The sequence below is a fragment of the Streptomyces lancefieldiae genome (genome assembly GCF_031845825.1).
Taxonomy (GTDB): Bacteria; Actinomycetota; Actinomycetes; order Streptomycetales; family Streptomycetaceae; genus Streptomyces; species Streptomyces lancefieldiae.
The window spans coordinates 26,193-52,398 of the sequence record NZ_JAVRFH010000019.1; the positions used below are offsets into that span (position 1 = coordinate 26,193).

The following is a 26,206-nucleotide window of genomic DNA, read 5'->3' on the forward strand; positions in this document are numbered from 1 at the left end:
ATGACCCACCAGGTCTACTGTGGACCCGTGCCGGAGGACGTGGGGGGTAGGCCGTTCCCTGACGGCTGGGAGCCCGACGACGACCACGACCACGGGGTGTCGGACGAAGAGTTCGCCTCCGTGGTCTTCGACGAGGCCTTCGTACAGGCGGCCGAGGTGCACGAGCCGACCGCCGTCGAACGCCTCCTGGCCGCCGCGGAGGCCAGAGCCGAGGCCACCGAGGCGGAAGCGGCCCGCCGGGGCCGCACCCGGGCCGAGCGCTACGACGACGGGTACGGCGACTTCGGCCATGATCCCGACTTCGACGATCCGGACGACGACCGCGACCTCCTCGACCGCCCGTACGGCGCTCCCGCGGCGTACGGCAGGCAGGTCCGCTGGCACCGGCCCGTCGCCTGGATGCTCGCCGTCGTGATGGGCGTCGGCATGGTCGCGCTGGCCTTCGTGGCCGTCTACCGGGGAGCGTCCGGGGGCAGCAGCACGGAACAGGTGCCGCCGCCCGCCTCGACCGGTCCCGAGCAGGGCGGCCCGGTGGCACCCTCGGCCTCCGCCGACTACTCCCAGTCGGCCGTCCCGGTCATTCCGCGCAGCCCCTGACCTGCAGTCTCCGGCGGCACGAACCTGGCCCAACTTGACCTGCACCGGCGCGTTTACGCGACCTTCCCCGGACCTACCCTGAAGGTATGGCAGGGCCTGGCGACCCGCCCGGAGGGACGCCCGAGGGCGCGCCCGGAGGCGGAGAGGACGAGTACCGATCCGTCGTCTTCGACGAGTCGTTCGTCCGTGCTGCCCGGCTCCAGGAGTTCTCCGCCCAAGAGCGCATGGCCGACCACACGCCGGCCGTACGCCGCCGCGCGCCACTGCACCGGGGGCTGTCCCGACAGGCCCTGATCCTCGTCGTGCTGATCGCCGTCGCCTTCGGCACTGCGATCTACATGGGCGTGCGGCACCCGTACCAGAGCCCCTCCGCGCGGCCCGCCGAGCCGGTGCGGATGACCGTCGTCCCCCTGGCCCCCCAGGGCAGGGTGCCCGGTACCGAGGACGTGGCCCACCTGTACGAGCGCAGTCCCGCCGCGCACTTCCGGACCGGCGCCGCGGGCATCCCGCTGCCGGCCGCCCCGCGCACCGCGCACTTCTCGGACGAGCAGGTGCGGAACGCGCTGACCACCGCCAAGACCTACATCGTGCGTTCGGCGCTGGACCCGGACGTGCTCGGTGGCGGGGAGGTCCGCTCGGTGCGGGTGCTGCTGGATCCGGACCAGCTCGGCCAGTTCGACGCGAGCTTCGGCCGGCCCGCCGCGGACGGCCGGCACGCGCCCACCGGATGGCTGGTGCGCTTCGACCCGGCGCGGGCCGAGCTGGCCGCCGACGAGATCCGGGTGCGGGGAAGCCTGCGGGTCGCGGAGAGCGACGCGTCCACGCTGGAGGTCACCGCCGACCACACCGTCGTCTACCCGCTGCGGCCGGCCGGTGAGGAGCGGGCCGAGGTGTCGCTGTTCACCGTCCGGCGCGAGCTGCACTTCCGCTTCGACCGGGACGACCTGCGGCTGCACCAGACCCAGCTCGTCGCCACCTCTGTGCAGGCCGGTCCGCTCTCCTGCGTCGAGGACTCGGCCAACCACCTCCGCCCGCTGCTCGCGGGCCAGACGGCCAGGAGCGGCGGCCCCGCCGACACCGACCCGTACACCACGCACAACGCCACCGCCCTGTGCGGCACCCTCGCGAAGGGCGCCCAGCCGGCGGTCTGACGGCGGCCGGGGCACCATCCGGCGGGCGGTACCGGCGCCGAGCGGCCGGCGCCGCGGAGGGTGCGGGTCGGGCTCCGCGCCGGCTGAGCGCGCCGCACCGGCCGAGTGTCCGGCGTCGGCGCCGTGCCCCTGCGTACGCGTGCGGTCGGACGGGCACCGACGCGGCCGGGTTCGGGTGTGGGCCGGCGTCCGTGGCGGGCCGGGCGGCGCGTTCGCGCCGACGGGCACCGCCGGGTTCGGCTCGTGGCCCGTCCGCCCGAGGCGGAGGCTCAGGCGCCGTCGCGCGGTGGGCGGTCGTCCGGGGTCTGCGGGCCGTCGCCGGCGTCCCCGGGGCCGTCCGGGCCGTCCGGGTCCTTGGGCGGCCTCGGCTGGGAGGCCGTGAAGCCGCCGAAGCCCCGCCGCACCCGGTCGCCGAGGTCACCGGCGCCGCCGGCGATGTCGTTCACCAGCTTCATCAGGGGGTCCTTGGAGCTGCGGACGTGCGTGGCGTAGCTGGAGGCCGAGTCGCGGAAGGAGTCCCGGACCGAGGTGTCCTTGTCCTCGTCGCGCCGCGGGTAGTGACCGTCCATGATCCGCTGGTAGTCCCGGGAGGCCGCCCACTTCTTCAGCTCGGCGGCCCGCACCGTGGTGAAGGGGTGCGAGCGGGGCAGCACGTTGAGGATCTTCAGCACGGAGTCGCGCAGGTCGCCCCCGGCCTCGTACTCGTCGGCCTGCTCCAGGAACGCGTCCACGTTCATCTCGTGCAGGTGGTTGCCGCCCGCGATCTTCATCAGGCCCCGCATGGAGGCCTGCAGGTCCTGGCCGACCAGCAGGCCCGCGCGGTCGGCGGACAGCTCCGACTTGCGGAACCACTCACGCAGCGCGGTCACGATCGCCATGATCGCCAGGTTGCCCAGCGGGATCCAGGCGACCCGGACCGCGAGGGAGGTCAGGAAGAGCAGGACGGTCCGGTACACCGAGTGCCCGGACAGCGCGTGCCCGACCTCGTGCCCGACGACCGCCCGCATCTCCTCCTCGTCGAGCAGCTCGACGAGGCCCGTGGTGACGACGATGATCGGCTCGTCCAGGCCGATGCACATCGCGTTCGGAGTCGGGTCCTGGTTGACGTACATCGGGGGGACCTTCTCCAGGTCCAGGATGTAGCAGGCGTCGCGCAGCATGACGTGCAGATGGGCGAACTGCCGGTCCGAGACGCGCACCGAGTCGGACAGGAACAGCAGCCTCAGGCTCCGCTCCGGCAGCAGGCCGCTCAGCGCCTTGAAGACCGTGTCGAAGCCGCTCAGCTTGCGCAGCGCCACCAGCGCGCTGCGGTCGGCCGGATGCTCGTACGCACGCGAGGAGATTCCCGGGTAGCGCCTGCGCTGCCTGCTCGGCACGCTCTCGTGCCCGTTGTGCTGCCGGCCGTCGGACATGTCTTCCCCCATGTGCGTATGTGTGGCCTGTGCGTATGTCTGGCCCTTTGCGAACCCTTGTGCGGCCCTTTGCGCCCCCGAAGCCGTGCCCGGCCCCGGCGGAGATACCGTGGACGGGCAGTACAGCGAAGGAGTCCACGTCATGGCGCACACCCCCCACACCGACTGGCTCGCCGCGGCGGCGACCGCGGCCGGAGAGCAAGGGCCGGGAAATCTGCTCCGGATCGTTCTGATCGTGATGGTGCTGGGCTGTGTGCTGACGGCGTGGTTCCTGCTGCGGGGGTACAAGCGGAAGGACGACTGAGGCGATCCGAAGGTTCCCCGGAGCGTCCCCAACGGCGGAGTCGGCGTGATCGCCGCCGAGGCGCCCGCATACGATGAGCGGACGTCTTTGTCCCGCCCACACCGGATAGGTCCTGCCGAAGATGAGCTTCCCCAGCACCGCTGCCCAGTTTGTCACCCTTGCCGCCGAGGGCGGCGAGGAGCACGGCGGCAACCACGAGAGCCTCAGCCCCTACGTCACCGGCATCGGCGCGTTCGTCATCCTGATGCTCCTGCTGTGGATCACCACCCGGTTCAACCGCGACCGCTGAGCGCGGGGTCCATGGGCCCGGCCGGAGCCCTCGGGCCGGGCCGGTAGGGTCTGCACGCATGGGAGAGCAGGACATGCCTACGGGGCCGGCGCACGACACGGCGCACGCCCCGGCGCGTGGCACGCAGAACCGCGCCGTGCCCGCCCGTGCCACCGGCCCGGGCAACGGCCCGTCGCGGTCGGGCAAGCGCCGTCTCGGCGTCATGGGCGGCACCTTCGACCCGATCCACCACGGGCACCTGGTGGCGGCCAGTGAGGTGGCCGCGCAGTTCCACCTCGACGAGGTGGTGTTCGTGCCCACCGGGCAGCCGTGGCAGAAGAGCCACCGCACGGTCTCGGCCGCCGAGGACCGCTACCTGATGACGGTCGTCGCGACGGTCGAGAACCCGCAGTTCTCGGTGAGCCGCATCGACATCGACCGCGGCGGCCCCACCTACACCGTGGACACCCTGCGCGACCTGCGGGCACTCAACCCCGACTCGGACCTGTTCTTCATCACCGGCGCCGACGCCCTCGCGCAGATCCTCACCTGGCGCGACAGCGAGGAGCTCTTCTCCCTCGCGCACTTCATCGGCGTCACCCGGCCCGGTCACACGCTGACGGACGCCGGACTCCCCAAGGGGGGCGTCTCGCTCGTCGAGGTCCCCGCCCTCGCCATCTCCTCCACGGACTGCCGTGCGAGAGTCGCCAAGGGTGATCCCGTCTGGTATCTGGTGCCGGACGGAGTAGTGCGCTACATCGACAAGCGCCGGCTGTACCGCGGCGAGTGAGCCGAGAGGGGCACCGGTGAACGACGGATACGACGCGGGGTACGGGGGCGGCGACCCGTACGAACTCGTCGGCTACGACGAGTACGGCCGGCCGGTGTACCGCCCGGCCCAGGCCCAAGGACCTGTCCAAGGACAGGCCCAAGGACAGGCCCCGGCCCAGCCCGGCCCGCAGCAGCCGTACGACCCGTACGCGCAGCAGCAGGGCCGGCAGTACGGCCAACAGGACCACGGCTACGACCCGTACACCACGGGCGGCCGGCAGCCCGGCCGGGAGCCGTACGACCCGTATGACGCCTACGGCTCCCAGACCGGCTACGACACCGGTCGGCAGTACGCGGCGTACGGCGACGGCCACGCCGGCCCCCAGGGCGGCCCGCCCACGCAGTCTCCGTACGGGTCGTACGGGTCGTACGACCCGTACGGCGAGGCCGCGACCAGTGGCCCGCAGCCCCGGGTCGCCGAGCAGACCGCCCACATCCCGCAGCAGGCGGGCCCGCCCGAGGAGGCGGAAGCCGCAGCACCGGCGGGCGGCCCCGACGAACCCGACCGGGAGTACCACACCGAGCAGTTCGCCTTCGTCGAGGAGCCGACCGACGACTCCGAGGACGTCATCGACTGGATGAAGTTCACGGAGAACCGGACCGAGCGCCGTGAGGAGGCCCGGCGTCGCGCACGCGCGCGTGTCGTCGCCCTGGCCGTCGTCCTGGCGCTGGTCGTGGTCGGCGGGGTCGGTTACCTCTGGTACGCCGGGAAACTGCCCGGCCTGTCCTCCTCGGACTCCAAGCCGGGCGGTACGACGGCGGCGGGTGCCCAGAAGCGGGACGTGATCGCCGTCCACCTGCACGACACCAACGGCGGCGGCACCTCCACCGCGCTGCTCGTGGACAACGCCACCACCAAGCGGGGCGCCGCCGTCCTGGTGCCGAACTCCCTCACTCTGACCGGCGACGACGGCACCACCACCACGCTCGCCAAGTCCGTCGACGACGACGGCCCCGACGCCACCCGTACCGCGCTCGACTCGGCCCTCGGCACCGACATCGAGGGCACCTGGCGCCTGGACACCCCGTACCTCCAGGTCCTCGTCGACCTGGTCGGCAACATCGACATCGACACCGACACCGACGTCCCCGACCCGCAGGCCAAGAACAAGGGCGCGACGCCCCTCGTGCGCAAGGGCCAGGGCCAGACCCTCAGCGGCAAGATGGCCGTCGCCTACGCCACCCACCGCGGTTCCGGCGAGCGGGCCGACGCCCAGTTGCAGCGGTTCGGGCAGGTCATGCAGGGGGTGCTGCGCAAGCTCTCCTCCGACCCGCAGGCCGCGACGACCACCATCCAGACCCTGGGGCTGATCCTCGACCCGCCGCTGACCGAGAAGGACCTCGGCTCCTTCCTCGCCGGCCTCTCCGACCTCGCCAAGGGCGGCGACTTCAAGACCGAGCTGCTGCCCGTGGAGGACGACGGCAGGCTCGGTGCCGAGGCCGCCGACGGCGTCGTCAAGGACGTCCTCGGAGGCACCGCGAAGAGCCCCGACAAGGACGCGGCCGTCAGCGTCTCCGTCCGGAACGCCACCGGTGTCGAGGACCGCGCCGGCAAGGCCCGCGTCGTCCTCCTCAACGGCGGATTCACCTTCCTGGAGGGCGGCACCGCGTCCGGTACCGAGGCCACGTCGAAGGTGGTCTACGCCGAGGCCGCCGACAAGGAGGACGCCGTCCAGGTCGCCAAGACCCTGGGCCTGCCCACCGACTCCGTCACCCAGGGCGAGGTCTCCGCCAACGCGAAGGTCTCGGTGGTTCTCGGCCGGGACTACGCACCGGCGTCGTAGCGGGCGGCGTCGTTCGCCACGTGGGGTGTCGTCGGCGGTCGTGAGACCCTTGAGGTCAACCGACCGCCGACCCGAAAGCCAGGCAGTGACCGCGACCGACCGCTCCATCGAACTCATCAACACCGCCGCGCAGGCGGCCGCCGACAAGCTCGCGCACGACATCATCGCCTACGACGTCAGCGACGTGCTGTCGATCACGGATGCCTTCCTGCTGGCCTCCGCGCCCAACGACCGCCAGGTCAAGTCGATCGTCGACGAGATCGAGGAGCGGCTCAGCAAGGAGCTCGGCGTCAAGCCGGTCCGCCGTGAGGGCGACCGCGAGGCCCGCTGGATCCTGCTCGACTACGTCGACATCGTCGTCCACGTCCAGCACAGCGAGGAGCGCGTCTTCTACGCCCTGGAGCGGCTGTGGAAGGACTGCCCCGAGCTGGAGCTGCCCGCCGACGCCAAGGAGACCCGCGGCAAGGCGGAGGAGCACGCCAGGCTCCAGGCCGCCGAGGAGGCGACGGAGACCGACGGGGACTGGCGATGAGCGCCACCGGTGAGGTGACGGCCGGGCAGCCGGGCCGCGGCCGGCGCGTCATCCTTTGGCGGCACGGCCAGACCTCGTGGAACGTGGAGCGCCGCTTCCAGGGCTCCACGGACGTCGACCTCACCGAGACCGGCGTCGCCCAGGCCCGCCGCGCCGCCCAGCTGCTCGTCCACCTGCGGCCCGACGCGATCGTCGCCTCCGACCTCGAGCGGGCCGCGCGCACGGCCGCCGAGCTCGCCGCGCTCACCGGCCTGGAGGTGACCCTGGAGGAAGGCCTGCGGGAGACCTACGCGGGCGTCTGGCAGGGGCTGACGCACGACGAGATCATCGCCCGGCACGGCGAGGAGTACGCGGCGTGGAAGCGCGGCGAGCCGGTCCGCCGCGGCGGCGGCGAGCTGGAGACCGAGGTGGCCGACCGCGCCGCCCCCGTGGTGCTCCGGCACGCCGAGAAGCTCCCCGAGAACGGCACCCTCGTCGTGGTCAGCCACGGCGGCACGATCCGTACCACCATCGGCCGCCTCCTCGGGCTGGAACCGCACACCTGGGAGAGCCTGGGCGGCCTGACCAACTGCTGCTGGTCCGTCCTCGGCGAGGGCGCCCGCGGCTGGCGTCTGCTGGAGCACAACGCCGGCACGCTGCCGGAACCGGTGCTCGGCGACGACGACTGAGCCGCAGGTGACGGGGCCCGGGGCCCGGATTTCACTTTCCGGCAGGTCGCAGGCTAAAGTTCTTCTTGTTCGCCCCGCCGAGCGGGGCGAAACACCACACGGCCCGCCGGGTGGTCGCAAGGGGCTATAGCTCAGTTGGTAGAGCGCCTGCATGGCATGCAGGAGGTCAGGAGTTCAATTCTCCTTAGCTCCACAGCCCACGGACGAATCCCGTCCCCCTCGGGGGGCGGGATTTTTCGTTTGCATCCGCTTGAGCAACAGGAGTCCCACCGGCGTACACCCACGGGGGACTCCGTGTCCGGACTGGTACTGAGGCGTCGCTGACCGTATTGGCCCGGTCGTGGCAGAATCAAACGGCCGGCTGGGGTCCGCGGCCCGACGGGAGGGAGTGGCGATGCCTGCGAGCATCCTCGAGGAGGTCGGTCACCTCCTCGGCGGAGCGGTGGCACGGAACACGGTCACCCGTCTCAGCTGCCCTTCCTGCGGTTCCGCGCACGTGGCCCAGGTCCTCGGTGACAACGGCGGAATCTCGTACGTGTGCACGGCCTGCGGCCACAGCTGGAGCTGATCGATGGGTGCACACAGGCGGAAGTGCGACTGGTGCGGCAGCGGCACCCCGATCGTGCGGGACATGGAGCCGGTCAATCCGCAGTACCAGTACTGGTGCGAGGAGTGCGCGCGGGCGCTGATCATAAAAGGCGACCCCATCGAGACGTACCGCGAACTCGAGGGCGAGCCGATCTACGGCCGGCTTCTCGAGGAGCACTGCACGCTCAAGCGGTTCTACTCGTTCGTGACGGCCTGATGGCCCCATATGCTGCCAAATCGGACAGAACGGAAACGATTTGGTGTTTGGCCCGGTGGACCGTGTAATGTTGGCGTCGCCGCCAGGGAAACCAGGCGGGGCAGAAAACATGCGGTTTCGCCGCATGAAGGCAAGGGGCTATAGCTCAGTTGGTAGAGCGCCTGCATGGCATGCAGGAGGTCAGGAGTTCAATTCTCCTTAGCTCCACAGGAAGAACGAACCTCCCGGATCACTGATCCGGGGGGTTCGTTCGTATGTCAGCGCCCGAGCGCCCGGCGTCCCCGGCCCTGGGGCCAGGGCCGGGGAGATCGGTGCGTGAGGACGTGACCCGTCGCCGGGTGTCCTCCTCGATGCGGCGTCCCGAGAAGAGCCCGAGGGGGGCGACTCCGAAGCGGTTCGGGAAAGCGGTCCCGGTGCCAAGTGGCGCCATACCCGCGAGTGCGGGGTTTGAGTGGTTGCGTTGTCTCAAACGACTGCGTCCGTCGTGATGTCCCTTAGTGGTCGTTACGCGAAGTAACCTTTGTCCTTGGTTCAGGTCTGTCGGCCGCAGGGCCCGGAACGTGCCCCGCCCGCAAGCCCGTCGCGGGCCGCTCGACGACTGCGGTACCCTGACGCCATGCGTGCCGTACGCCTTCTGCTTAGCGAGCCGCGCTGATCAGTCCCGGCCCCGGTCGTAGTCCGGTGGCCGGAATCGGCGCGGCGTCCCCTCCTGTGCGAGGGGATTTTTCATTTCCCGGCAATCGCAGCCGCTGGTCATGAATGTCGCAGCCGCTGGCAGAGACGATCGATGGAGCTTTGAGGATCATGAGCGAGACGAACCCCGCGGCGACCGCCCCCGTGTCGGCGGACGCCGCGCCGCACCGCTACACGGCTGCCATGGCCGCCGAGATCGAGGCACGCTGGCAGGACTTCTGGGACGCCGAGGGGACGTACGCCGCGCCGAACCCCAAGGGTGACCTGGCGGGCGACCCGGAGCTGGTCGCCAAGCCCAAGAAGTTCATCATGGACATGTTCCCGTACCCCTCCGGTGCGGGCCTGCACGTCGGTCACCCCCTGGGCTACATCGCCACCGACGTCTTCGCCCGCTTCCAGCGGATGACCGGCCACAACGTCCTGCACACCCTGGGCTTCGACGCCTTCGGCCTGCCCGCCGAGCAGTACGCCGTGCAGACCGGCACGCACCCGCGGGTGTCGACCGAGGCCAACATGGAGAACATGAAGTCCCAGCTGCGCCGGCTGGGCCTGGGCCACGACAAGCGCCGGTCGTTCGCCACGATCGACCCGGAGTACTACAAGTGGACCCAGTGGATCTTCCTGCAGATCTTCAACTCCTGGTACGACCCGGAGGCCGGGAAGGCCCGCCCGATCGCCGAGCTGGTCGCCCAGTTCGAGTCCGGTGAGCGCGCGCTGCCCGGGGGCGGTTCCTGGGACCGGCTGACCGACGCCGAGCGCGCCGACGTCCTGGGCGAGTACCGCCTGGCCTACGCCTCCGACGCGCCCGTCAACTGGTGCCCCGGTCTGGGCACCGTGCTGGCCAACGAGGAGGTCACCGCCGACGGCCGCTCCGAGCGCGGCAACTTCCCCGTCTTCAAGTCCAAGCTGCGCCAGTGGAACATGCGGATCACCGCCTACGCCGACCGGCTGCTGAACGACCTGGACGAGCTGGACTGGCCCGAGGCCATCAAGCTGCAGCAGCGCAACTGGATCGGCCGCTCCGAGGGCGCCCGCGTCGACTTCCCCATCGACGGCGAGCACATCACCGTCTTCACCACCCGCCAGGACACCCTGTTCGGTGCCACCTACATGGTGCTGGCGCCCGAGCACCCGCTGGTCGAGAAGTTCACCCCGGCCGCCTGGCCCGAGGGCACGCACCAGGTGTGGACCGGCGGCCACGCCACCCCGACCGAGGCCGTCGCCGCGTACCGCGCGCAGGCCGCGTCCAAGTCCGACGTCGAGCGGCAGGCCGAGGCCAAGGACAAGACCGGCGTCTTCATCGGCGCCTACGCGACCAACCCGGTCAACGGCGAACAGATCCCGGTCTTCATCGCCGACTACGTCCTGATGGGCTACGGCACCGGCGCGATCATGGCCGTCCCGGCCGGTGACCAGCGCGACTTCGAGTTCGCGCGCGCCTTCGAGCTGCCGATCCGCTGCGTCGTCGAGCCGACCGACGGCCGGGGCACCGACCCCGCCACGTGGGAGGACGCCTTCGGGTCGTACGACGCCAAGATCATGAACTCGTCGAACGACGAGATCAGCCTGGACGGACTGGGCGTCGCCGACGCCAAGGCCCGCATCACCGAGTGGCTGGAGCGCACCGGAGTCGGCGCGGGCACCGTCAACTTCCGGCTGCGCGACTGGCTGTTCAGCCGCCAGCGCTACTGGGGCGAGCCCTTCCCGATCGTCTACGACGAGGACGGCATCGCCCACGCCCTGCCCGAGTCGATGCTGCCCCTGGAACTGCCCGAGGTCGAGGACTACTCCCCGCGCACCTTCGACCCGGACGACGCCGACACCCGGCCCGAGACCCCGCTGTCACGCAACGAGGACTGGGTCAACGTCACCCTGGACCTGGGGGACGGCCGCGGTCCGCGCACGTACCGGCGCGAGACCAACACCATGCCCAACTGGGCCGGCTCCTGCTGGTACGAGCTGCGCTACGTGGACCCGCACAACAGCGAGAAGCTGGTCGACCCGGAGATCGAGCAGTACTGGATGGGCCCGCGCGAGGGCCTGCCGCACGGCGGCGTCGACCTGTACGTCGGTGGCGCCGAGCACGCCGTGCTGCACCTGCTGTACGCGCGCTTCTGGTCCAAGGTCCTGTTCGACCTGGGGCATGTCTCCTCGGCCGAGCCGTTCCACAAGCTGTTCAACCAGGGCATGATCCAGGCCTACGTCTACCGGGACAGCCGCGGCATCGCGGTGCCGGCCGCCGAGGTGGAGGAGCGCGACGGCGCCTACTACTACCAGGGCGAGAAGGTCTCCCGGCTGCTGGGCAAGATGGGCAAGTCCCTGAAGAACGCGGTCACTCCCGACGAGATCTGCGCCGAGTACGGTGCCGACACCCTGCGCCTGTACGAGATGGCGATGGGCCCGCTGGACGTCTCCCGGCCGTGGGACACGCGCGCGGTGGTGGGCCAGTTCCGGCTGCTGCAGCGGCTGTGGCGCAACGTCGTCGACGAGAACACCGGCGAGGTGACGGTGGCGGACGTCGCGGACTCCGACATCGACACGGACACCCTGCGGGCCCTGCACAAGGCCATCGACGGCGTGCGCCAGGACCTGGAGGGCATGCGCTTCAACACCGCCATCGCCAAGGTCACCGAGCTGAACAACCACCTGACGAAGGTGGGGGGCGTGGTCCCGCGGTCGGTCGCCGAGCGCCTGGTGCTGCTGGTCGCGCCGCTGGCCCCGCACGTCGCCGAGGAGCTGTGGCGCCGGCTGGGTCACACCGACTCCGTCGTCCACCAGGACTTCCCGGTCGCCGACCCGGCCTACGTCGTGGACGAGACCGTGACCTGCGTCGTCCAGATCAAGGGCAAGGTCAAGGCACGGCTGGAGGTCGCCCCCTCGATCTCCGAGGAGGAGCTGGAGAAGGTGGCGCTGGCCGACGACAAGGTCGTGGCGGCACTGGGCGGGGCGGGGATCCGCAAGGTGATCGTGCGGGCGCCCAAGCTGGTGAACATCGTCCCCGCCTAGGCGGCGACCACGGGCTCGGACCAGCCCCCTACGGGCAGGTTCGGGGTTCTGTGCGGGCAGGTTCGGGGTTCTGCCGGAACCCTGGGCCTGCCCGCTGCGTTTACCGTGGAAGAGCGGCGTGGCGGTTGCCGTGCCGCGGCTCGCCGGTCCGCGGGCCGGACGTCAGGAGGAGCTTCGTGGAAGCAGTGATCACAGTCGTCGCCCTGCTTTTCGTGCTCGCCCTCGTGCTGGGCGTCTACGCCACGGTCAAGGCGGTCGGCGCGGCCAAGCGCGGCGTGGACCGCGGCATCACCCAGGCCCGCCGCACGGTCGAGGACCACACCCTGCGGGCCAGGTCCCTCGTGCAGACGGGCCCGGCGAGCGAGCTGGCACAGCTGCGGCTGACGCTGCGCACCTCGATGCGGGCCACGCAGGACGCGCTGCAGGCGGGCGTGGCCGAGGACGCGTCCCTCAAGGAGTCCCTCGCCCTGTTCGAGCGGCTCAGCGCGCACGGCTTCGAACTGGACGGCGAGCTCAGGCGGCTGGAGTCCGACCCCGACCGCGCCACGCTCGGCGAGCGTCTCCCCGCGCTGCGCGAGCGCACCGAGCGCATCACCCGCTCGGCGGAGGCCCTGCGCTGGGCGGCCCGCGACCGGGCCCGCCGCTTCGCCGACGACGACCTGGACTCGCTGAGCGCACAGATCGACGTCGAGGCCGGCGCCCTGCGGCACTGGACGGAGAGCGGGACCGAGACCGGGGCGGAGCCCGCCGCCGCACCGCCGCCCTGGCCCGAGACCCAGGCCGCCGACGCCCCGGCCGCCGGGCAGACCCGGCCACGGACCGTGCGGCGGGGTCCGGCGGAGGAAGCCTCGCGCCCCGCCATCACCCCGCCCGGCCAGAGCCCCGTGTACCCCTGGCAGAAGAAGGCCCGCCCGGAGAGCACGACCTGACCACGGGCCCGCGGACGCCCGGTCGTCGGGGCCGGGCTGCCGTCCGGGCGCTACGGCAGGTAACCTCCAGCTCATGTCCCGCCATGTCGCTATCGTCACGGATTCAACGGCCTACCTCCCGGCCCGGACGATGGAGCGGCACGGCATCACCGCGGTACCCCTGACCGTCGTCCTGGGCGACCGGGCGCTGGAGGAGGGCACCGAGATCTCGGCCCGCTCGCTGGCCCAGGCCCTGCAGAAGCGACGCCCGGTCACCACCTCCCGCCCCAGCCCCGAGCTCTTCGCCGAGACCTACCGCAGGATCGCCGAGTCCGGTGCCGACGGCATCGTCTCCCTCCACCTCTCCGCCGAACTCTCCGGGACCCACGACGCGGCCGTCGTCGCCGCGCGCGAGGCCCCGGTCCCGGTGCGCGTCGTCGACACCGGCATGATCGCGATGGCCCTCGGGTTCTGCGCCCTCGCCGCGGCGGAGGCGGCCGAGGCGGGCGGCACGGTGGACGAAGCCGTCACGGCCGCGGAGAAACGGGCCGCGAGCACCTCCGCCTTCTTCTACGTCGACACCCTCGACTACCTGCGCCGCGGTGGTCGGATCGGGGCGGCCCAGGCCCTGCTCGGTTCCGCGCTCGCGGTGAAACCGCTGCTGCGGCTGGACGGCGGCCGCATCGAACCCCTGGAGAAGGTCCGCACGGCGTCCAGGGCCATCGCCCGGCTGGAGGAGATCGTCGCCGACCGTGCGGGCAGCGCGCCCGTCGACATCGCCGTCCACCATCTCGCCGCCCCCGACCGGGCGTCGGCCCTGGCGGACAGCCTGCGGGACCGGCTGCCCGGGCTGGCCGACCTGCATGTGAGCGAGGTCGGCGCGGTGATCGGGGCGCATACGGGGCCCGGGCTGCTGGGGGTCGTGGTCTCCTCGCGGTGAGGAGTCGTCGCGCGTCACCCGTGCGGGGGCCGGCGTTGTCCACAACCCGGCGGTAGTCCCCTGGAATCGAGCATGATCATCGCGGATGTGCCGAGGTGTCCGATCCTCGTCGCATGGCTCTTCGATCACGCTCACGTACGGCGACCGCGACGAGCGGCCCGGGCCGTGGCCCGGCCTCCGACGGCCGGCTCCGCCACCGCCGCCCACCCCACTCCCTCGGCCGGGCACGGCATGGGCACCGTCATGCGTCGGCGGAGGAGCTCCGGCGACGCGCGGAGGCGTTGTTCGACGAACGCGCCGGCCAGGGGGGCGAGTCGGGGAAGGGGCCGCCGGTGGCCGGGACATCCGGCGGCGAGCGCTCCGGTGGTACCGAGGACGGTGGCACGGCATGGAGCGAGGAGGAGCGAGAGACACCAGGCGCCGTCGACGGCGTCGCGGCGGACTGGAGGGGGCGGGCCGGGTCGGCGCTGCGCGAGCGGATGCCGGTGTGGCTGCAGACGCGGTGCGGGCTGGAGCGGCGCAGCGTGGCCGCCCTCGCGGTGCTGCTCGTCGTCGCGGCGGTCTTCGCCGTGCAGCACTTCTGGACCGGCCGCACCCAGCCAGTGGCGGCACCCGAGGTGGTACGGGAGGCGGCGGCATTCGGCCGGGCGAGCGGGGGCGGGAAGCCCGGAGAGGGGGTGTCCGGCACCGGCACCGGCACGTCATCGGCTGAGGCCGGGGCCGAGGGCGGCGCCGGGGCCACGGTCGGCCCCGAGATCGTGGTGGACGTCGGGGGCAAGGTCCGCAAGCCCGGAGTCCACCGACTCCCGGCCGGTTCACGGGTCGCGGACGCCCTGCGCGCGGCCGGCGGCGTACGACCCGGCACCAGGACCGAGGGGCTGAACCGGGCCCGCTTCCTCGTGGACGGCGAGCAGGTGCTCGTCGGCGTGCCCGGACCGCCGGTCACGGGGGGTGCACCCGGCGGTCCGGACGGGTCGGGCGCGCCCGGTGGAGCGGGTGGAGCGGGCGGCCCGGCGGGGGCGGTACCCGCGGGACCGGTGTCCCTCAACACGGCCACCGCCGACCAGCTCGACACGCTGCCGGGCGTCGGCCCCGTGCTGGCCCAGCACATCATCGACTACCGCACACAGCACGGCGGTTTCCGCTCGGTGGACGAGTTGCGCGAGGTCAACGGCATCGGCGAGCGCCGCTTCGCCGATCTCCGGGATCTAGTGCGGCCATGAGCACGCACCCCGGTACGGGCAGAGGGCGGCCGAGGAGCCCCGCCGACCCCCCGACGCGCGCCACCTCCCGCGCCCGGACGGCGCACGAACCCGTCGCCTCCGCCGGCCTCGCTGCTCTCGACGGCCTTGCTGGTCCCGTCGGTCCTGCTGATGCGGCCCCCCTTGCTGGTCCCGCCGATCCTCCCGATTCGGCCGTTCCTGCTCATCCAGCCGATCCAGCCGATCCAGCTGATCCTGCCGTTCCCGCTCGTCCCGCCGTTCACGCCGATTCCGCCGACCGGGTGGCGCGCCCGCGGGCGGCCGTGCACGTCGCTTCCGGTCATCGGCTCGGTGCCGCCCACCCCCGGCAGGAGGCCCCTGCCGACCTGCGGCTGGTACCACCCGCGCTCGCGGCCTGGGCGACGGCGGCGCTGACGCTCGGCGCGCCGACCGTGTGGGCCGTGACTGCCGTGGCCGGCGCTCTGACGGTGGCCGGTGCGCTGTTGCTGCGGACGAGGCGGCGGCGCACACGCGGACGCCCCCACGCGGCGGTCGCCGCCCTGCTCCTCTGCGTCGCCGCGGCCGCCACCTCGGCCGCGCTGCACGGCGCGGACCTGCGTCGTGGGCCCCTGCCGGCGCTGGCGCGGCAGTACGCCACCGTCACCGCCGAGGTGGAGGTCACCGCCGACCCCCGCCTCACCCGCCCCCGCGTCCGGGGAAACCGCGCGGTGCCGCCCACCGTGCTGATCGAGGCCGACGTGCGACGGGTGACGGAGGCGGGCGGCACGGCGACGGCGACACGGACGCCGGTGCTGGTACTCGTCGACGTGGGCAGCGCGGACACCCCCGACGGCCCACCGCTCTCCCGCGCGGCCCCCGTCACCTCACGCTGGCTGGAACTGCTGCCGACCACACGGCTCCGGGTCACCGCTCGGACGGCACCCCCGCGAGCGAGCGGGGACCGGGTTGCGGCCGTGCTGCGGGTGAGGGGCAGCGGGGAGGCGCCGGAGGTGGTGGCCGGCCCGTCGGGAGCGCAACGGCTGGCGGGACGGCTGCGCGCCGGACTGCGGGAGGCCACCGACGGGCTGCCGGCGGACGCGCGGGCACTGCTGCCCGGGCTGGTCGTCGGAGACACCTCGCGCATCACGCCGGAGTTGGAGGAGGCCTTCAAGGAGACCGACCTCGCACACACCCTGGCCGTGTCCGGAGCCAACTTCACGATCGTGCTCGCCCTGCTGCTCGGACCGCCGGGGCTGGCCCAGCGCAGCGAGCGCCGGGGCCTGGCACCCCGTCTCGGCATCTCCCTGCGGACGACCGCGCTGCTCGGCGGGGCCCTCTCGCTCGGCCTCGTCGTCGTGTGCCGGCCCGACCCGAGCGTGCTGCGGGCCGCCGCCTGCGGGGCCGTCGCCCTGCTCGCCCTGGCCACGGGACGTCGCAGATCGCTGCTCCCGGCGCTGGCGACGGCCGTGCTGCTGCTGGTGCTGTACGACCCGTGGCTGGCCCGCAGTTACGGCTTCCTGCTCTCGGTGCTGGCGACCGGCGCGCTGCTCACGCTCGCCCCGCGGTGGAGTACGGCGCTGCGCCGGCACCGGGTTCCTCCTCGGCTGGCCGAGGCGCTGGCCGCCGCGGGGGCGGCGCAGGCACTGTGCGCACCGGTGGTCACCGTGTTGTCGGCGCGGGTGAGCCTGGTGGCGGTGCCGTGCAATCTGCTCGTGGAGTTCGCGGTCGCGCCGGCCACGGTGCTGGGCTTCGCCGCGCTGGCTACGGCGTCGTGGGCGATGCCGGTGGCCAAGGCACTGGCCTGGTGCGGGGGGTGGCCGGCCGGATGGATCGCGGGGATCGCCCGCACCGGTGCCGCGCTGCCCGGCGCGGGAGTGGACTGGCCGGGCAGTTGGGCCGGGGGGGCGCTGCTCGCCCTCGTCACGGTGGGCGTGCTGCTCGTCGGGCGGCGGCTGCTGGGACACCCGTGGTGGTGCGGTGTCTGCGCGGTGCTGCTGGCGCTGGCGGTGGTGCGGCCGGCACCGTTGACCCGGGTGATCACGGGGTGGCCACCGCCGGGCTGGCGGACGGTGATGTGCGACGTGGGACAGGGTGATGCCATGGTGCTCGCGGCCGGTGAGGGGACGGGCGTGGTCGTGGACGCCGGGCCCGATCCGGCGCTGGTCGACCACTGCCTGCGCTCACTCGGCATCACCCGTGTCCCGCTCGTGGTGCTGACCCACTTCCACGCGGACCACGTGGCCGGGCTGCCCGGAGTGTTGCGGGGGCGTTCGGTGGGCGCGATCGAGACGACCGCCCTCGAAGAGCCCGCGGACCAGGCCGAGTCCGTTCGCAGGCAGGCGACGGTACGGGGGATTCCCCTGCGGCACGCCGCCGCCGGGGAGGGGCGCCGGGCCGGCTCGCTGACCTGGCAGGTGGTGTGGCCGCCGGCGCGCCCGCCGACGAGTGCGGTGCCGGGGCCGGAGACCAGTGCGGTGCCGGGCCCGCCGATGAGCGAGGGAGGGCCCAACGACGCCAGCGTCACCCTTCTGGTGCGGACGGCGGGGCTGCGTCTGCTGCTGCTCGGGGACCTGGAGCCACCGGCGCAGCAGGAGCTGGCGCGCTCACCGGTGGCAGCGGCGCTGGAAGGAGTCGACGTCCTCAAGGTGGCCCATCACGGCTCCGCCCACCAGGATCCCGACCTCATACGGAAGGTGGCACCGCGGCTGGCGCTCATCAGTTGCGGTGAGGACAACACGTACGGGCACCCGGCGCCCGGCACGATCGCGGCACTGCGCGCCCAGGGAGCGACGGTGCTGCGCACGGACCGGGACGGGGCACTGGCGGTCACCGGCACGGGTGAGGCGCTGCGGGTGGCGGCAGACTGAGGGCATGGATTGCACACAGGTCGATGCCTACCTCCGCCGTCTGGGAGCCGAGTACCCGGCGTGCCCCACCCTCGACGCCCTGCGCGACCTGCATCTGCGCCATCTGCGGACGGTGCCGTTCGAGAACCTGTCCGTCCATCTGGGCGAGGAGATCGTGCTGGAGGAGAAGCGGCTGCTGGACAAGGTGGTGGGCGCGCGACGGGGCGGGTTCTGCTACGAACTCAACGGTGTCTTCGGCGCGTTGCTCGCAGCGCTCGGGTACGAGGTCACGCTGCTCGCGGCACGGGTGTACGGCGACGGGGGCCGGCTCGGGATCCCGTACGACCACCTGGCGCTGCGGGTGCGGACGGTGGACCGGGGCGACTGGCTGGCCGACGTCGGGTTCGGGGCGCACAGTCACGGCCCGCTGGCGTTCGCGGAGCGGGGTGAGCAGGAGGACCCCGGGGGCACCTTCCGGATCGTCGAGGCGGGGCCGGACGCGGCCGGGGTGCGCGGCGGGCACGACACGGCCCGGACGGCCGATCTGGACGTGCTGTGCGACGGGAAGCCCGTGTACCGGGTGGAGCAGCGCCCGCGGGTGCTCGATGACTTCGTGTCCGGGACGTGGTGGCACAGCACTTCGCCCCGGTCGCACTTCCTGCGGTCGCCGGTCTGTTCGCGGGTGACGGAGGACGGAGGCAGGATCACGCTCAGCGGGCGCAGGCTCACGTCGACGGCCGCCGACGGAGCACGGGAGGAGCGAGAGCTGGGGACGGACGAGGAGGTGCTCGCGGCGTACCGGGATCATTTCGGCATCGGCCTCGACCGCGTGCCCGCCGCGGCCGGACTGTGAGGAGGCGTGGCCCCGTCTGTGTTGTCTCCTGGTACCCGCTGTGATGTCTCTTTGTCCCGGCTGTGAGAAATCCTGCCTGGAGCGACCAATTCGGGGCCACACGGGTCAGTCGTGCGTACAGCCTGCACATGTGCCGGTTTCCCGTGATGTGGTCCCGTGTTGCCTCGAAAGCCTCATCGGTGATCGAATGGATCTTCGGTAAAGATGTTCTTCACATTGTGCAGAGGGTGTCGCAAATGATCGGCCGCTGGCTGGGAAACCGAACGAGGCGGATGCAACGGACGGGTCCCCTGGCGGCGATACAGACCCCGCCGAACGCGGGGGTGCTCGGCTGCCGGGTCCTCGACCCCGTCAACGAGCCGGTGCCGAACGCGGAGTTCGCGGTCAGCGACGCCATGGGGCGCAAGGTGGTCGGCGGCGGGACGGACCCCTTCGGGTCGTTCGTGGCGACGGTGCCCGCGGGGGAGTACCGGCTCGCGGTGTCCGCCGAGGGCTACACGCCGTACCGGGCATCCGTGACGGTCACCGAGGACGCGCTGGCCTCGCTCGGTGACGTGACGTTGCAGGTGGCCCAGCCGCCGGAGCTGCCGGCGCCGGGCGACTGGGAGATCGAGCCGGCGCACTCCTCGATCGGGTTCACCGCCCGGCACATCGGGCTGGCCCGGATCCACGGCCGGTTCAACTCCTTCGCGGGCGCGGTGCGGATCGCGGACGACATGGAGCACTCGGCGATGCACGTGGTGATCGACGCGGCCTCCATCGACACCAACGTGAAGATGCGCGACGACCACCTGCGGTCGGCGGACTTCCTGGACGTGCAGCGCTTTCCGACCCTGGAGTTCTACAGCGACCGGTTCACGCACCGCGGCGGCAACCGCTGGGCCGTCACGGGGGCGCTGTCGCTGCACGGTGTGACGCGCACGGTGACACTGGACACCGAGTACCTGGGAGTCGGCAACGGCATGGAGGGCGAGGTGCGGGCGGCCTGCCGCGCCACCACCGAGCTGCATCGGGACGACTTCACGGTGAGCTGGCAGACGATGCTGGCACGCGGCATCGCCGTGGTCGGTCCCAGCATCAGGATCGACCTCGACGTGCAGATCGTGCAGAAGGGCTGACCCGGCGGTCCGGCTGTCGAGCGGTGGCCGACAATGGCACCCGTGAGTGATGTGAGACATGTGCTGGTGCTGCCCGACCGCGACGCCGCGGAGGAGGTGGCCGAGGCACTCGGGGAGCGGTTCGCGCTTGACGAGGAACCGCAGCTCGTCCGGGACGCCCTGGCCGGCGAGGACGACGCCGAGGACGCCCAGTGGCTGGTCGTCCTGCGCGACGAGGGGGAGCGGCTGGACCCCGGCGAGCTCGACGGGTTCGCGGGGGAGTGGGACGGGTGGCGCGAGGAGCCCTAGGCTCCTGGCCAATCCGCCCGGCCCGGCCCCAGCCCCGCCGGGGCGTGGGGTGTTGCGGGGCGGCTTCCGTTGTCGGTGGCCCGTGCGATGCTTGTCACGATGGCCAGGAAGACTGCGAATGACGACCCTCTCGCCCCGGTGACCCTTGCCGTGGGCCAGGAGGACCTCCTGCTCGACCGTGCCGTGCAGGAGGTGGTGGCCGCCGCGAAGGCCGCCGACGCCGACACGGACGTACGTGACCTGACCCCCGACCAGCTGCAGCCCGGCACACTCGCCGAGCTCACCAGCCCCTCGCTCTTCGCCGAGCGCAAGGTCGTGGTCGTACGCAACGCGCAGGACCTGTCCGCCGACACGGTCAAGGACGTCAAGGCCTACCTCGGCGCGCCCGCCGAGGAGATCACCCTGGTCCTGCTGCACGCGGGCGGCGCCAAGGGCAAGGGCCTGCTGGACGCCGCGCGCAAGGCGGGGGCGCGGGAGGTGGCGTGCCCGAAGATGACCAAGCCCGCGGACCGGCTGGCGTTCGTGCGGGCGGAGTTCCGCACCACCGGGCGGTCGGCCACGCCCGAGGCGTGCCAGGCGCTGGTCGACGCGGTCGGCAGCGATCTGCGGGAGCTGGCTTCCGCGGTGTCCCAGCTGACCGCCGACGCCGAGGGGACGATCGACGAGGCGGTCGTCGGGCGGTACTACACCGGACGGGCCGAGGCCTCCAGCTTCACGGTCGCCGACCGGGCGGTCGAGGGACGGGCGGCGGAGGCGCTGGAGGCGCTGCGCTGGTCGTTGGCGACCGGAGTGGCGCCGGTGCTGATCACCAGCGCGCTGGCGCAGGGCGTGCGGGCGATCGGCAAGCTGTCCTCCGCCCGCGGCGGACGCCCCGCCGACCTCGCCCGTGAGCTCGGGATGCCGCCGTGGAAGATCGACCGGGTCCGGCAGCAGATGCGCGGCTGGACACCGGACGGCGTCTCCGTGGCGCTGCGCGCGGTGGCCGAGGCGGACGCGGGGGTGAAGGGCGGCGGTGACGATCCGGAGTACGCCCTGGAGAAGGCCGTGGTGACCATCGCGCGGGCGGCGCGTTCGCGGGGACGTGCGTAGACCGGCGTAAGCCCCTCGGGCACGTGACAGCGCGTGACGACCATGACGGGTCGCATGACGGGCGCATGACGCGCGTGAACGGCGTAGGCCGAAGAACCGTGAACGGCGTAGGCCGAAGAACGCAGGCCGGTCAGACCGAAGGCCCCGGCGTCCGTCCTGGGGAGGACGGCCACCGGGGCCTTCGGATCAAGCTCGAGGACCCATGCCCGCGTGGCGAACGCAGGCCGCGCATGGATCCGGGGTGCCGGACGGGAGCGGATGAGAGAGGGCCCGCTCTGGGTCCTTCCGGCGATCAGACCAGATAAGGGGTTCAGCCCTTGAGGGCGCCGACCTTCTGCGCCAGCGCCGACTTCTTGTTGGCGGCCTGGTTCTTGTGGATGACGCCCTTGGAGACGGCCTTGTCGAGCTGGCGCGACGCGGCGCGCTGGTGCTCGGCGGCCTTCTCGAAGTCGCCCGCGGCAGCGGCCTCACGAGCCTTGCGGATCGCGGTCTTCAGAGAGGACTTGACGGCCTTGTTGCGCAGCCGGGCCTTCTCGTTGGTCTTGTTCCGCTTGATCTGGGACTTGATGTTCGCCACGAATGAGCCTTTGCAGGTTCAGGCACGAGGCCGCGAAGGTCCCGTGCCGATGATTTCTTGAAGGAGTGCCTCGCGCTGAGAGGGCATGAGACACAGCCACCCACACTACCAGCGGCCGGTCAGCCGCCCAAAACCCGCCCCGAAGCCAGGCCGGGCCCGGCCCGAACCCGACCTCAACCCCTCCCAAACCCATCCCAGCTCCCCACCCGTGGGACGATGGAAGCTACGTATCGATCCGACCCGAGACCGCAGACACTGCGGACGCCTCAAGAATCAGGACCCTGCGTGCCCGCGATCCCTAGCCATGTGCCCGAGCCGAGCCGTACCGACCCGGCTCTGATCCGCAATTTCTGCATCATCGCGCACATCGACCACGGCAAGTCCACGCTCGCCGACCGGATGCTCCAGCTGACCGGTGTGGTCGAGCAGCGGCAGATGCGCGCCCAGTACCTCGACCGCATGGACATCGAGCGCGAGCGCGGCATCACGATCAAGTCCCAGGCGGTGCGGTTGCCGTGGGCCCCGACCCACGACAAGAGCAGCACGCACATCCTCAACATGATCGACACCCCCGGGCACGTCGACTTCACCTATGAGGTCTCGCGGTCGCTCGCCGCGTGCGAGGGCACCATCCTCCTCGTCGACGCCGCCCAGGGCATCGAGGCCCAGACCCTCGCCAACCTCTACCTGGCGATGGAGAACGACCTCACGATCATCCCCGTGCTGAACAAGATCGACCTGCCGGCCGCGCAGCCCGAGAAGTTCGCCGAGGAGCTCGCCAACCTGGTCGGCTGCGACCCCGACGACGTGCTCAAGGTCTCCGCCAAGACCGGGCTCGGCGTCGACGCGCTGCTGGACAAGGTCGTCGCCGAGATCCCCGCCCCGGTCGGCGTCAGGGACGCCCCCGCCCGCGCGATGATCTTCGACTCCGTCTACGACTCCTACCGCGGTGTCGTGACGTACGTCCGTGTCATCGACGGCCAGCTCAACAAGCGCGAGCGCATCCGGATGATGTCCACCGGCGCCACGCACGAGCTGCTGGAGATCGGCACGAACTCGCCGGAGATGCTGGCGGCGGACGGTCTCGGTGTCGGCGAGGTGGGCTACCTGATCACCGGTGTGAAGGACGTCCGCCAGTCCAAGGTCGGTGACACCGTCACCAGTCAGCACAAGGGCGCCGAGGAGGCGCTCGGCGGCTACAAGGACCCCAGGCCGATGGTCTTCTCCGGCCTCTACCCCCTGGACGGCTCCGACTACCCCGAGCTGCGCGAGGCGCTGGACAAGCTCCAGCTCAACGACGCCGCCCTGGTGTACGAGCCCGAGACCTCCGCCGCCCTCGGCTTCGGCTTCCGCGTCGGCTTCCTGGGCCTGCTCCACCTCGACGTGATCCGCGAGCGGCTCGAGCGCGAGTTCGGCCTCGACCTGATCGCCACCGCGCCCAACGTGGTCTACCGCGTGGTGATGGAGGACGGCAGCGAGCACACCGTCACCAACCCGAGCGAGTTCCCCGAGGGCAAGATCACCGAGGTGTACGAGCCGGTCGTGCGCGCCACCATCCTGGCGCCGACCGAGTTCATCGGCTCGATCATGGAGCTGTGCCAGACCCGGCGCGGCACGCTGCTCGGTATGGACTACCTGTCCGAGGACCGGGTGGAGATCCGCTACACCCTCCCGCTCGCCGAGATCGTCTTCGACTTCTTCGACCAGCTGAAGTCCAAGACCCGCGGCTACGCCTCCCTCGACTACGAGCCCACCGGCGAGCAGACCTCCAGCCTGGTCAAGGTCGACATCCTGCTGCACGGCGACAAGGTGGACGCCTTCTCGGCGATCACGCACCGGGACCAGGCGTACGCGTACGGCGTGCGGCTCGTCGCCAAGCTCAAGGAGCTCATCCCGCGGCAGGCCTTCGAGGTGCCGGTCCAGGCCGCCATCGGCTCCCGGGTGATCGCCCGCGAGACCATCCGCGCCATCCGCAAGGACGTCCTCGCCAAGTGCTACGGCGGCGACATCTCCCGCAAGCGGAAGCTGCTGGAGAAGCAGAAGGAAGGCAAGAAGCGGATGAAGATGGTCGGTTCCGTGGAGGTTCCGCAGGAGGCCTTCATCGCGGTCCTGTCCAGCGATGACAGCGCGGGGTCGGGCAAGGGCAAGAAGTAACCGCGACAGCCCTCCGGCTCATCGCATCCACCCCGGTAAAACGGACACGAGGGGGCCCGTCGTGCAAAAGCGCGGCGGGCCCCCTCGCATGTCACGGGTGGCCCTCTGTCGGAAATGGCAGGGCGCGGAGGCTTACGCGGGGGCCGGTCGCCCTTTACCCTGATGCCTGCCCGGTAGTTACTCGTGAGTTAAACAACGCCTGAACAACCGCCCGAGAGTGAAACCAGCCGCACCCAGCCGCACCTGAGCCAGCCGCAACGAGCAGGCCGCACCGTCGCGGGCCCGGAGGATGTCGTGAGCGACACACAGACACTGATCGAGAACCGTCCGCCCTCCGTGGCGGGACTCTTCCTGGAGCGGGTGGCGGCCACGCCGGACGCCGAGGCGTACCGCTACCCGGTGCCACCGGCCGCGGGTGAGGGCCCGGACGACTGGAAGTCGCTCACCTGGGCGCAGGCCGCCGAGCGGGTCTACGCGATCGCGGCCGGCCTGATCGAACTCGGCCTGCAGCCCGAGCAGCGCGTGGCCCTGGCCTCCTCCACCCGGCTCGAGTGGATCCTGGCCGACCTCGGCATCATGTGCGCGGGCGCGGCGACGACCACGGTCTATCCGCAGACCAACGCCGACGAGTCGGCGTACATCCTCTCCGACTCCGAGAGCAGGGTGCTCGTCGCGGAGGACGCCGCCCAGCTGGCCAAGGCCAGGGAGAAGCGCGCGGAACTGCCCGACCTCACCCACGTGGTGGTGATCGACGCGACCGGCGCCGACACCGCCGAGGACTGGATCCTCACCCTCGACGAGCTGGAGCGCCGGGGCGCCGCCCGCCTGGAGACGGACCCGGAGCTGGTCGAGAAGCGGGTCGGCGCGCTCACCAAGGACCAGCTCGCCACCCTCATCTACACCTCCGGCACCACCGGTCGGCCCAAGGGCGTCCGCCTGCCGCACGACAACTGGTCCTACATGGCGAAGGCGATCGCCGCGACCGGCCTGGTCACCAAGGACGACGTGCAGTACCTGTGGCTGCCGCTGGCGCACGTCTTCGGCAAGGTGCTGACCTCCGGCCAGATCGAGGTCGGTCACGTCACCGCCGTGGACGGCCGCGTCGACAAGATCATCGAGAACCTGCCGGCCGTCCGGCCGACCTACATGGCGGCCGTCCCCCGCATCTTCGAGAAGGTCTACAACGGCGTCGCCGCCAAGGCCAGGGCCGGCGGCGGGGCGAAGTACAAGATCTTCCAGTGGGCGGCGGAGGTCGCGCGGGAGTACGCCAAGGTCACTCAGGACAACTTCAAGCGCACCGGCACGCGCACCGCGCCCTTCGGGCTCGCCGCCAAGCACAAGGTCGCCGACGCCCTCGTGTACGCGAAGATCCGCGAGGCGTTCGGCGGGCAGCTGCGGGCCTGCGTGTCCGGCTCGGCCGCTCTCGCTCCGGAGATCGGGTACTTCTTCGCCGGCGCCGGCATCCACATCCTGGAGGGTTACGGCCTCACCGAGTCCTCCGCCGCGTCCTTCGTGAACCCCGGTGAGGCCTACCGCACCGGCACCGTCGGCAAGCCGCTGCCCGGCACCGAGGTGCGCATCGCGGACGACGGCGAGATCCTGCTGCGCGGCCCCGGCATCATGGAGGGCTACCACAAGCTGCCCGAGAAGACCGCCGAGGTGCTGGAGACGGACGGCTGGTTCCACACCGGCGACATCGGCGAACTCTCGCCCGACGGCTACCTGCGCATCACCGACCGCAAGAAGGACCTGATCAAGACGTCGGGCGGCAAGTACATCGCGCCCGCCGAGGTCGAGGGACAGTTCAAGGCGGTCTGCCCCTACGTCTCCAACATCCTGGTCCACGGCGCCGACCGGAACTTCTGCACGGCGCTCATCGCCCTCGACGAGGCCGCGATCACGGGGTGGGCGCAGGAGAACGGCCTGGAGGGAAGGTCGTACGCCGAGGTCGTCGCGGCGCCGGCGACGGTCGAGATGATCGACGGCTACGTCAAGCGGCTCAACGAGGGCCTCCAGCGCTGGCAGACCATCAAGAAGTTCCGCCTGCTGCCGCGTGACCTCGACGTGGAGCACGGCGAGATCACACCGAGCCTGAAGCTGAAGCGGCCGGTGGTGGAGCGGGAGTACAAGCATCTGATCGAGGAGATGTACGAGGGCGCGCGGGAGGCGTAGCGCGCCGG

At 71.7% G+C, this 26,206-nt stretch carries 23 protein-coding genes and 2 tRNA genes; 23 read left to right on the plus strand and 2 right to left on the minus strand.

Annotated features, from left to right (window positions below):
- Positions 1–27: 27 nt before the first annotated feature.
- On the plus strand, positions 28–597 hold the full coding sequence (locus RM812_RS19720) for an SCO2584 family spore wall biosynthesis protein (RefSeq protein WP_449657844.1): 570 nt from the start codon (positions 28–30) through the stop codon (positions 595–597).
- An 86-nt stretch (positions 598–683) separates the two neighbouring features.
- A complete protein-coding gene (locus RM812_RS19725) occupies positions 684–1,748 on the plus strand; it encodes an SCO2583 family membrane protein (RefSeq protein WP_311574241.1) in 1,065 nt (354 codons plus the stop codon).
- A gap of 269 nt (positions 1,749–2,017) precedes the next feature.
- Here RM812_RS19725 and RM812_RS19730 read toward each other — a convergent pair whose 3' ends face one another.
- Positions 2,018–3,160: a M48 family metallopeptidase gene (locus tag RM812_RS19730; protein WP_311574405.1), complete on the minus strand. Its 1,143-nt coding sequence runs from the start codon at positions 3,158–3,160 to the stop codon at positions 2,018–2,020.
- A 142-nt stretch (positions 3,161–3,302) separates the two neighbouring features.
- Between RM812_RS19730 and RM812_RS19735 the strand changes: the two genes are divergently transcribed.
- From RM812_RS19735 to holA, 19 genes are all read left to right on the plus strand, one after another.
- Positions 3,303–3,464, plus strand: coding sequence for a hypothetical protein (locus RM812_RS19735; RefSeq protein ID WP_311574243.1), 162 nt, complete (start codon positions 3,303–3,305; stop codon positions 3,462–3,464).
- A gap of 121 nt (positions 3,465–3,585) precedes the next feature.
- Positions 3,586–3,753 carry a hypothetical protein gene (locus RM812_RS19740; RefSeq protein WP_311574244.1) on the plus strand — a complete coding sequence of 56 codons (168 nt, stop codon included), beginning with the start codon at positions 3,586–3,588 and terminating at the stop codon, positions 3,751–3,753.
- 58 nt (positions 3,754–3,811) lie between these two features.
- Positions 3,812–4,522: a nicotinate-nucleotide adenylyltransferase gene (gene nadD / locus RM812_RS19745; protein WP_311574246.1), complete on the plus strand. Its 711-nt coding sequence runs from the start codon at positions 3,812–3,814 to the stop codon at positions 4,520–4,522.
- A 16-nt stretch (positions 4,523–4,538) separates the two neighbouring features.
- Positions 4,539–6,347, plus strand: a complete 1,809-nt coding sequence (locus tag RM812_RS19750; RefSeq protein ID WP_311574248.1) for an LCP family protein — start codon at positions 4,539–4,541, stop codon at positions 6,345–6,347.
- 85 nt (positions 6,348–6,432) lie between these two features.
- Complete coding sequence (gene rsfS, locus RM812_RS19755; protein ID WP_311574250.1) at positions 6,433–6,879, plus strand: ribosome silencing factor; 447 nt, start codon at positions 6,433–6,435, stop codon at positions 6,877–6,879.
- On the plus strand, positions 6,876–7,547 hold the full coding sequence (locus RM812_RS19760) for a histidine phosphatase family protein (RefSeq protein ID WP_311574252.1): 672 nt from the start codon (positions 6,876–6,878) through the stop codon (positions 7,545–7,547). Before rsfS ends, RM812_RS19760 begins: the two co-directional genes overlap by 4 nt.
- Before the next feature lie 120 nt (positions 7,548–7,667).
- A tRNA-Ala gene (locus RM812_RS19765) sits at positions 7,668–7,740 on the plus strand.
- A 201-nt stretch (positions 7,741–7,941) separates the two neighbouring features.
- Positions 7,942–8,115: a hypothetical protein gene (locus tag RM812_RS19770; RefSeq protein WP_311574253.1), complete on the plus strand. Its 174-nt coding sequence runs from the start codon at positions 7,942–7,944 to the stop codon at positions 8,113–8,115.
- A 3-nt stretch (positions 8,116–8,118) separates the two neighbouring features.
- Entirely contained in the window at positions 8,119–8,352 is a 234-nt protein-coding gene (locus RM812_RS19775) for a hypothetical protein (protein ID WP_311574255.1), read from the plus strand.
- Positions 8,353–8,486: 134 nt separating this feature from the next.
- Positions 8,487–8,559: transfer RNA gene (locus tag RM812_RS19780), tRNA-Ala, on the plus strand.
- A 597-nt stretch (positions 8,560–9,156) separates the two neighbouring features.
- A complete protein-coding gene (leuS, locus tag RM812_RS19785) occupies positions 9,157–12,051 on the plus strand; it encodes a leucine--tRNA ligase (protein ID WP_311574257.1) in 2,895 nt (964 codons plus the stop codon).
- A 176-nt stretch (positions 12,052–12,227) separates the two neighbouring features.
- Positions 12,228–12,980: a hypothetical protein gene (locus RM812_RS19790; RefSeq protein ID WP_311574259.1), complete on the plus strand. Its 753-nt coding sequence runs from the start codon at positions 12,228–12,230 to the stop codon at positions 12,978–12,980.
- Positions 12,981–13,053: 73 nt separating this feature from the next.
- A complete protein-coding gene (locus RM812_RS19795) occupies positions 13,054–13,899 on the plus strand; it encodes a DegV family protein (protein ID WP_311574260.1) in 846 nt (281 codons plus the stop codon).
- Between the two features lie 113 nt (positions 13,900–14,012).
- The gene (locus RM812_RS19800; RefSeq protein WP_311574262.1) at positions 14,013–15,122 is read left to right on the plus strand and encodes a ComEA family DNA-binding protein; all 1,110 of its coding nucleotides are present in this window, start codon (positions 14,013–14,015) and stop codon (positions 15,120–15,122) included.
- Positions 15,123–15,403: 281 nt separating this feature from the next.
- Entirely contained in the window at positions 15,404–17,968 is a 2,565-nt protein-coding gene (locus tag RM812_RS19805) for a ComEC/Rec2 family competence protein (protein ID WP_394816488.1), read from the plus strand.
- A gap of 4 nt (positions 17,969–17,972) precedes the next feature.
- Positions 17,973–18,800, plus strand: coding sequence for an arylamine N-acetyltransferase family protein (locus tag RM812_RS19810; RefSeq protein ID WP_311574264.1), 828 nt, complete (start codon positions 17,973–17,975; stop codon positions 18,798–18,800).
- Positions 18,801–19,036: 236 nt separating this feature from the next.
- Entirely contained in the window at positions 19,037–19,918 is an 882-nt protein-coding gene (locus tag RM812_RS19815; RefSeq protein WP_311574266.1) for a YceI family protein, read from the plus strand.
- A 42-nt stretch (positions 19,919–19,960) separates the two neighbouring features.
- Positions 19,961–20,206 (plus strand): hypothetical protein, encoded by a 246-nt coding sequence (locus RM812_RS19820; protein WP_311574268.1) that lies wholly within the window; start codon positions 19,961–19,963, stop codon positions 20,204–20,206.
- A gap of 99 nt (positions 20,207–20,305) precedes the next feature.
- The gene (gene holA / locus RM812_RS19825; RefSeq protein WP_311574270.1) at positions 20,306–21,295 is read left to right on the plus strand and encodes a DNA polymerase III subunit delta; all 990 of its coding nucleotides are present in this window, start codon (positions 20,306–20,308) and stop codon (positions 21,293–21,295) included.
- 310 nt (positions 21,296–21,605) lie between these two features.
- Here the strand turns inward: holA and rpsT are convergent, their stop codons facing one another.
- Positions 21,606–21,872 carry a 30S ribosomal protein S20 gene (rpsT, locus tag RM812_RS19830; protein ID WP_311574272.1) on the minus strand — a complete coding sequence of 89 codons (267 nt, stop codon included), beginning with the start codon at positions 21,870–21,872 and terminating at the stop codon, positions 21,606–21,608.
- Positions 21,873–22,157: 285 nt separating this feature from the next.
- Here rpsT and lepA point away from each other — a divergent pair, with 285 nt between their 5' ends.
- Together lepA and RM812_RS19840 are read left to right on the plus strand one after the other, a co-directional pair.
- Entirely contained in the window at positions 22,158–24,026 is a 1,869-nt protein-coding gene (lepA, locus tag RM812_RS19835; RefSeq protein ID WP_311574274.1) for a translation elongation factor 4, read from the plus strand.
- Between the two features lie 294 nt (positions 24,027–24,320).
- The gene (locus tag RM812_RS19840; protein ID WP_311574276.1) at positions 24,321–26,198 is read left to right on the plus strand and encodes an AMP-dependent synthetase/ligase; all 1,878 of its coding nucleotides are present in this window, start codon (positions 24,321–24,323) and stop codon (positions 26,196–26,198) included.
- Positions 26,199–26,206 lie beyond the last annotated feature (8 nt).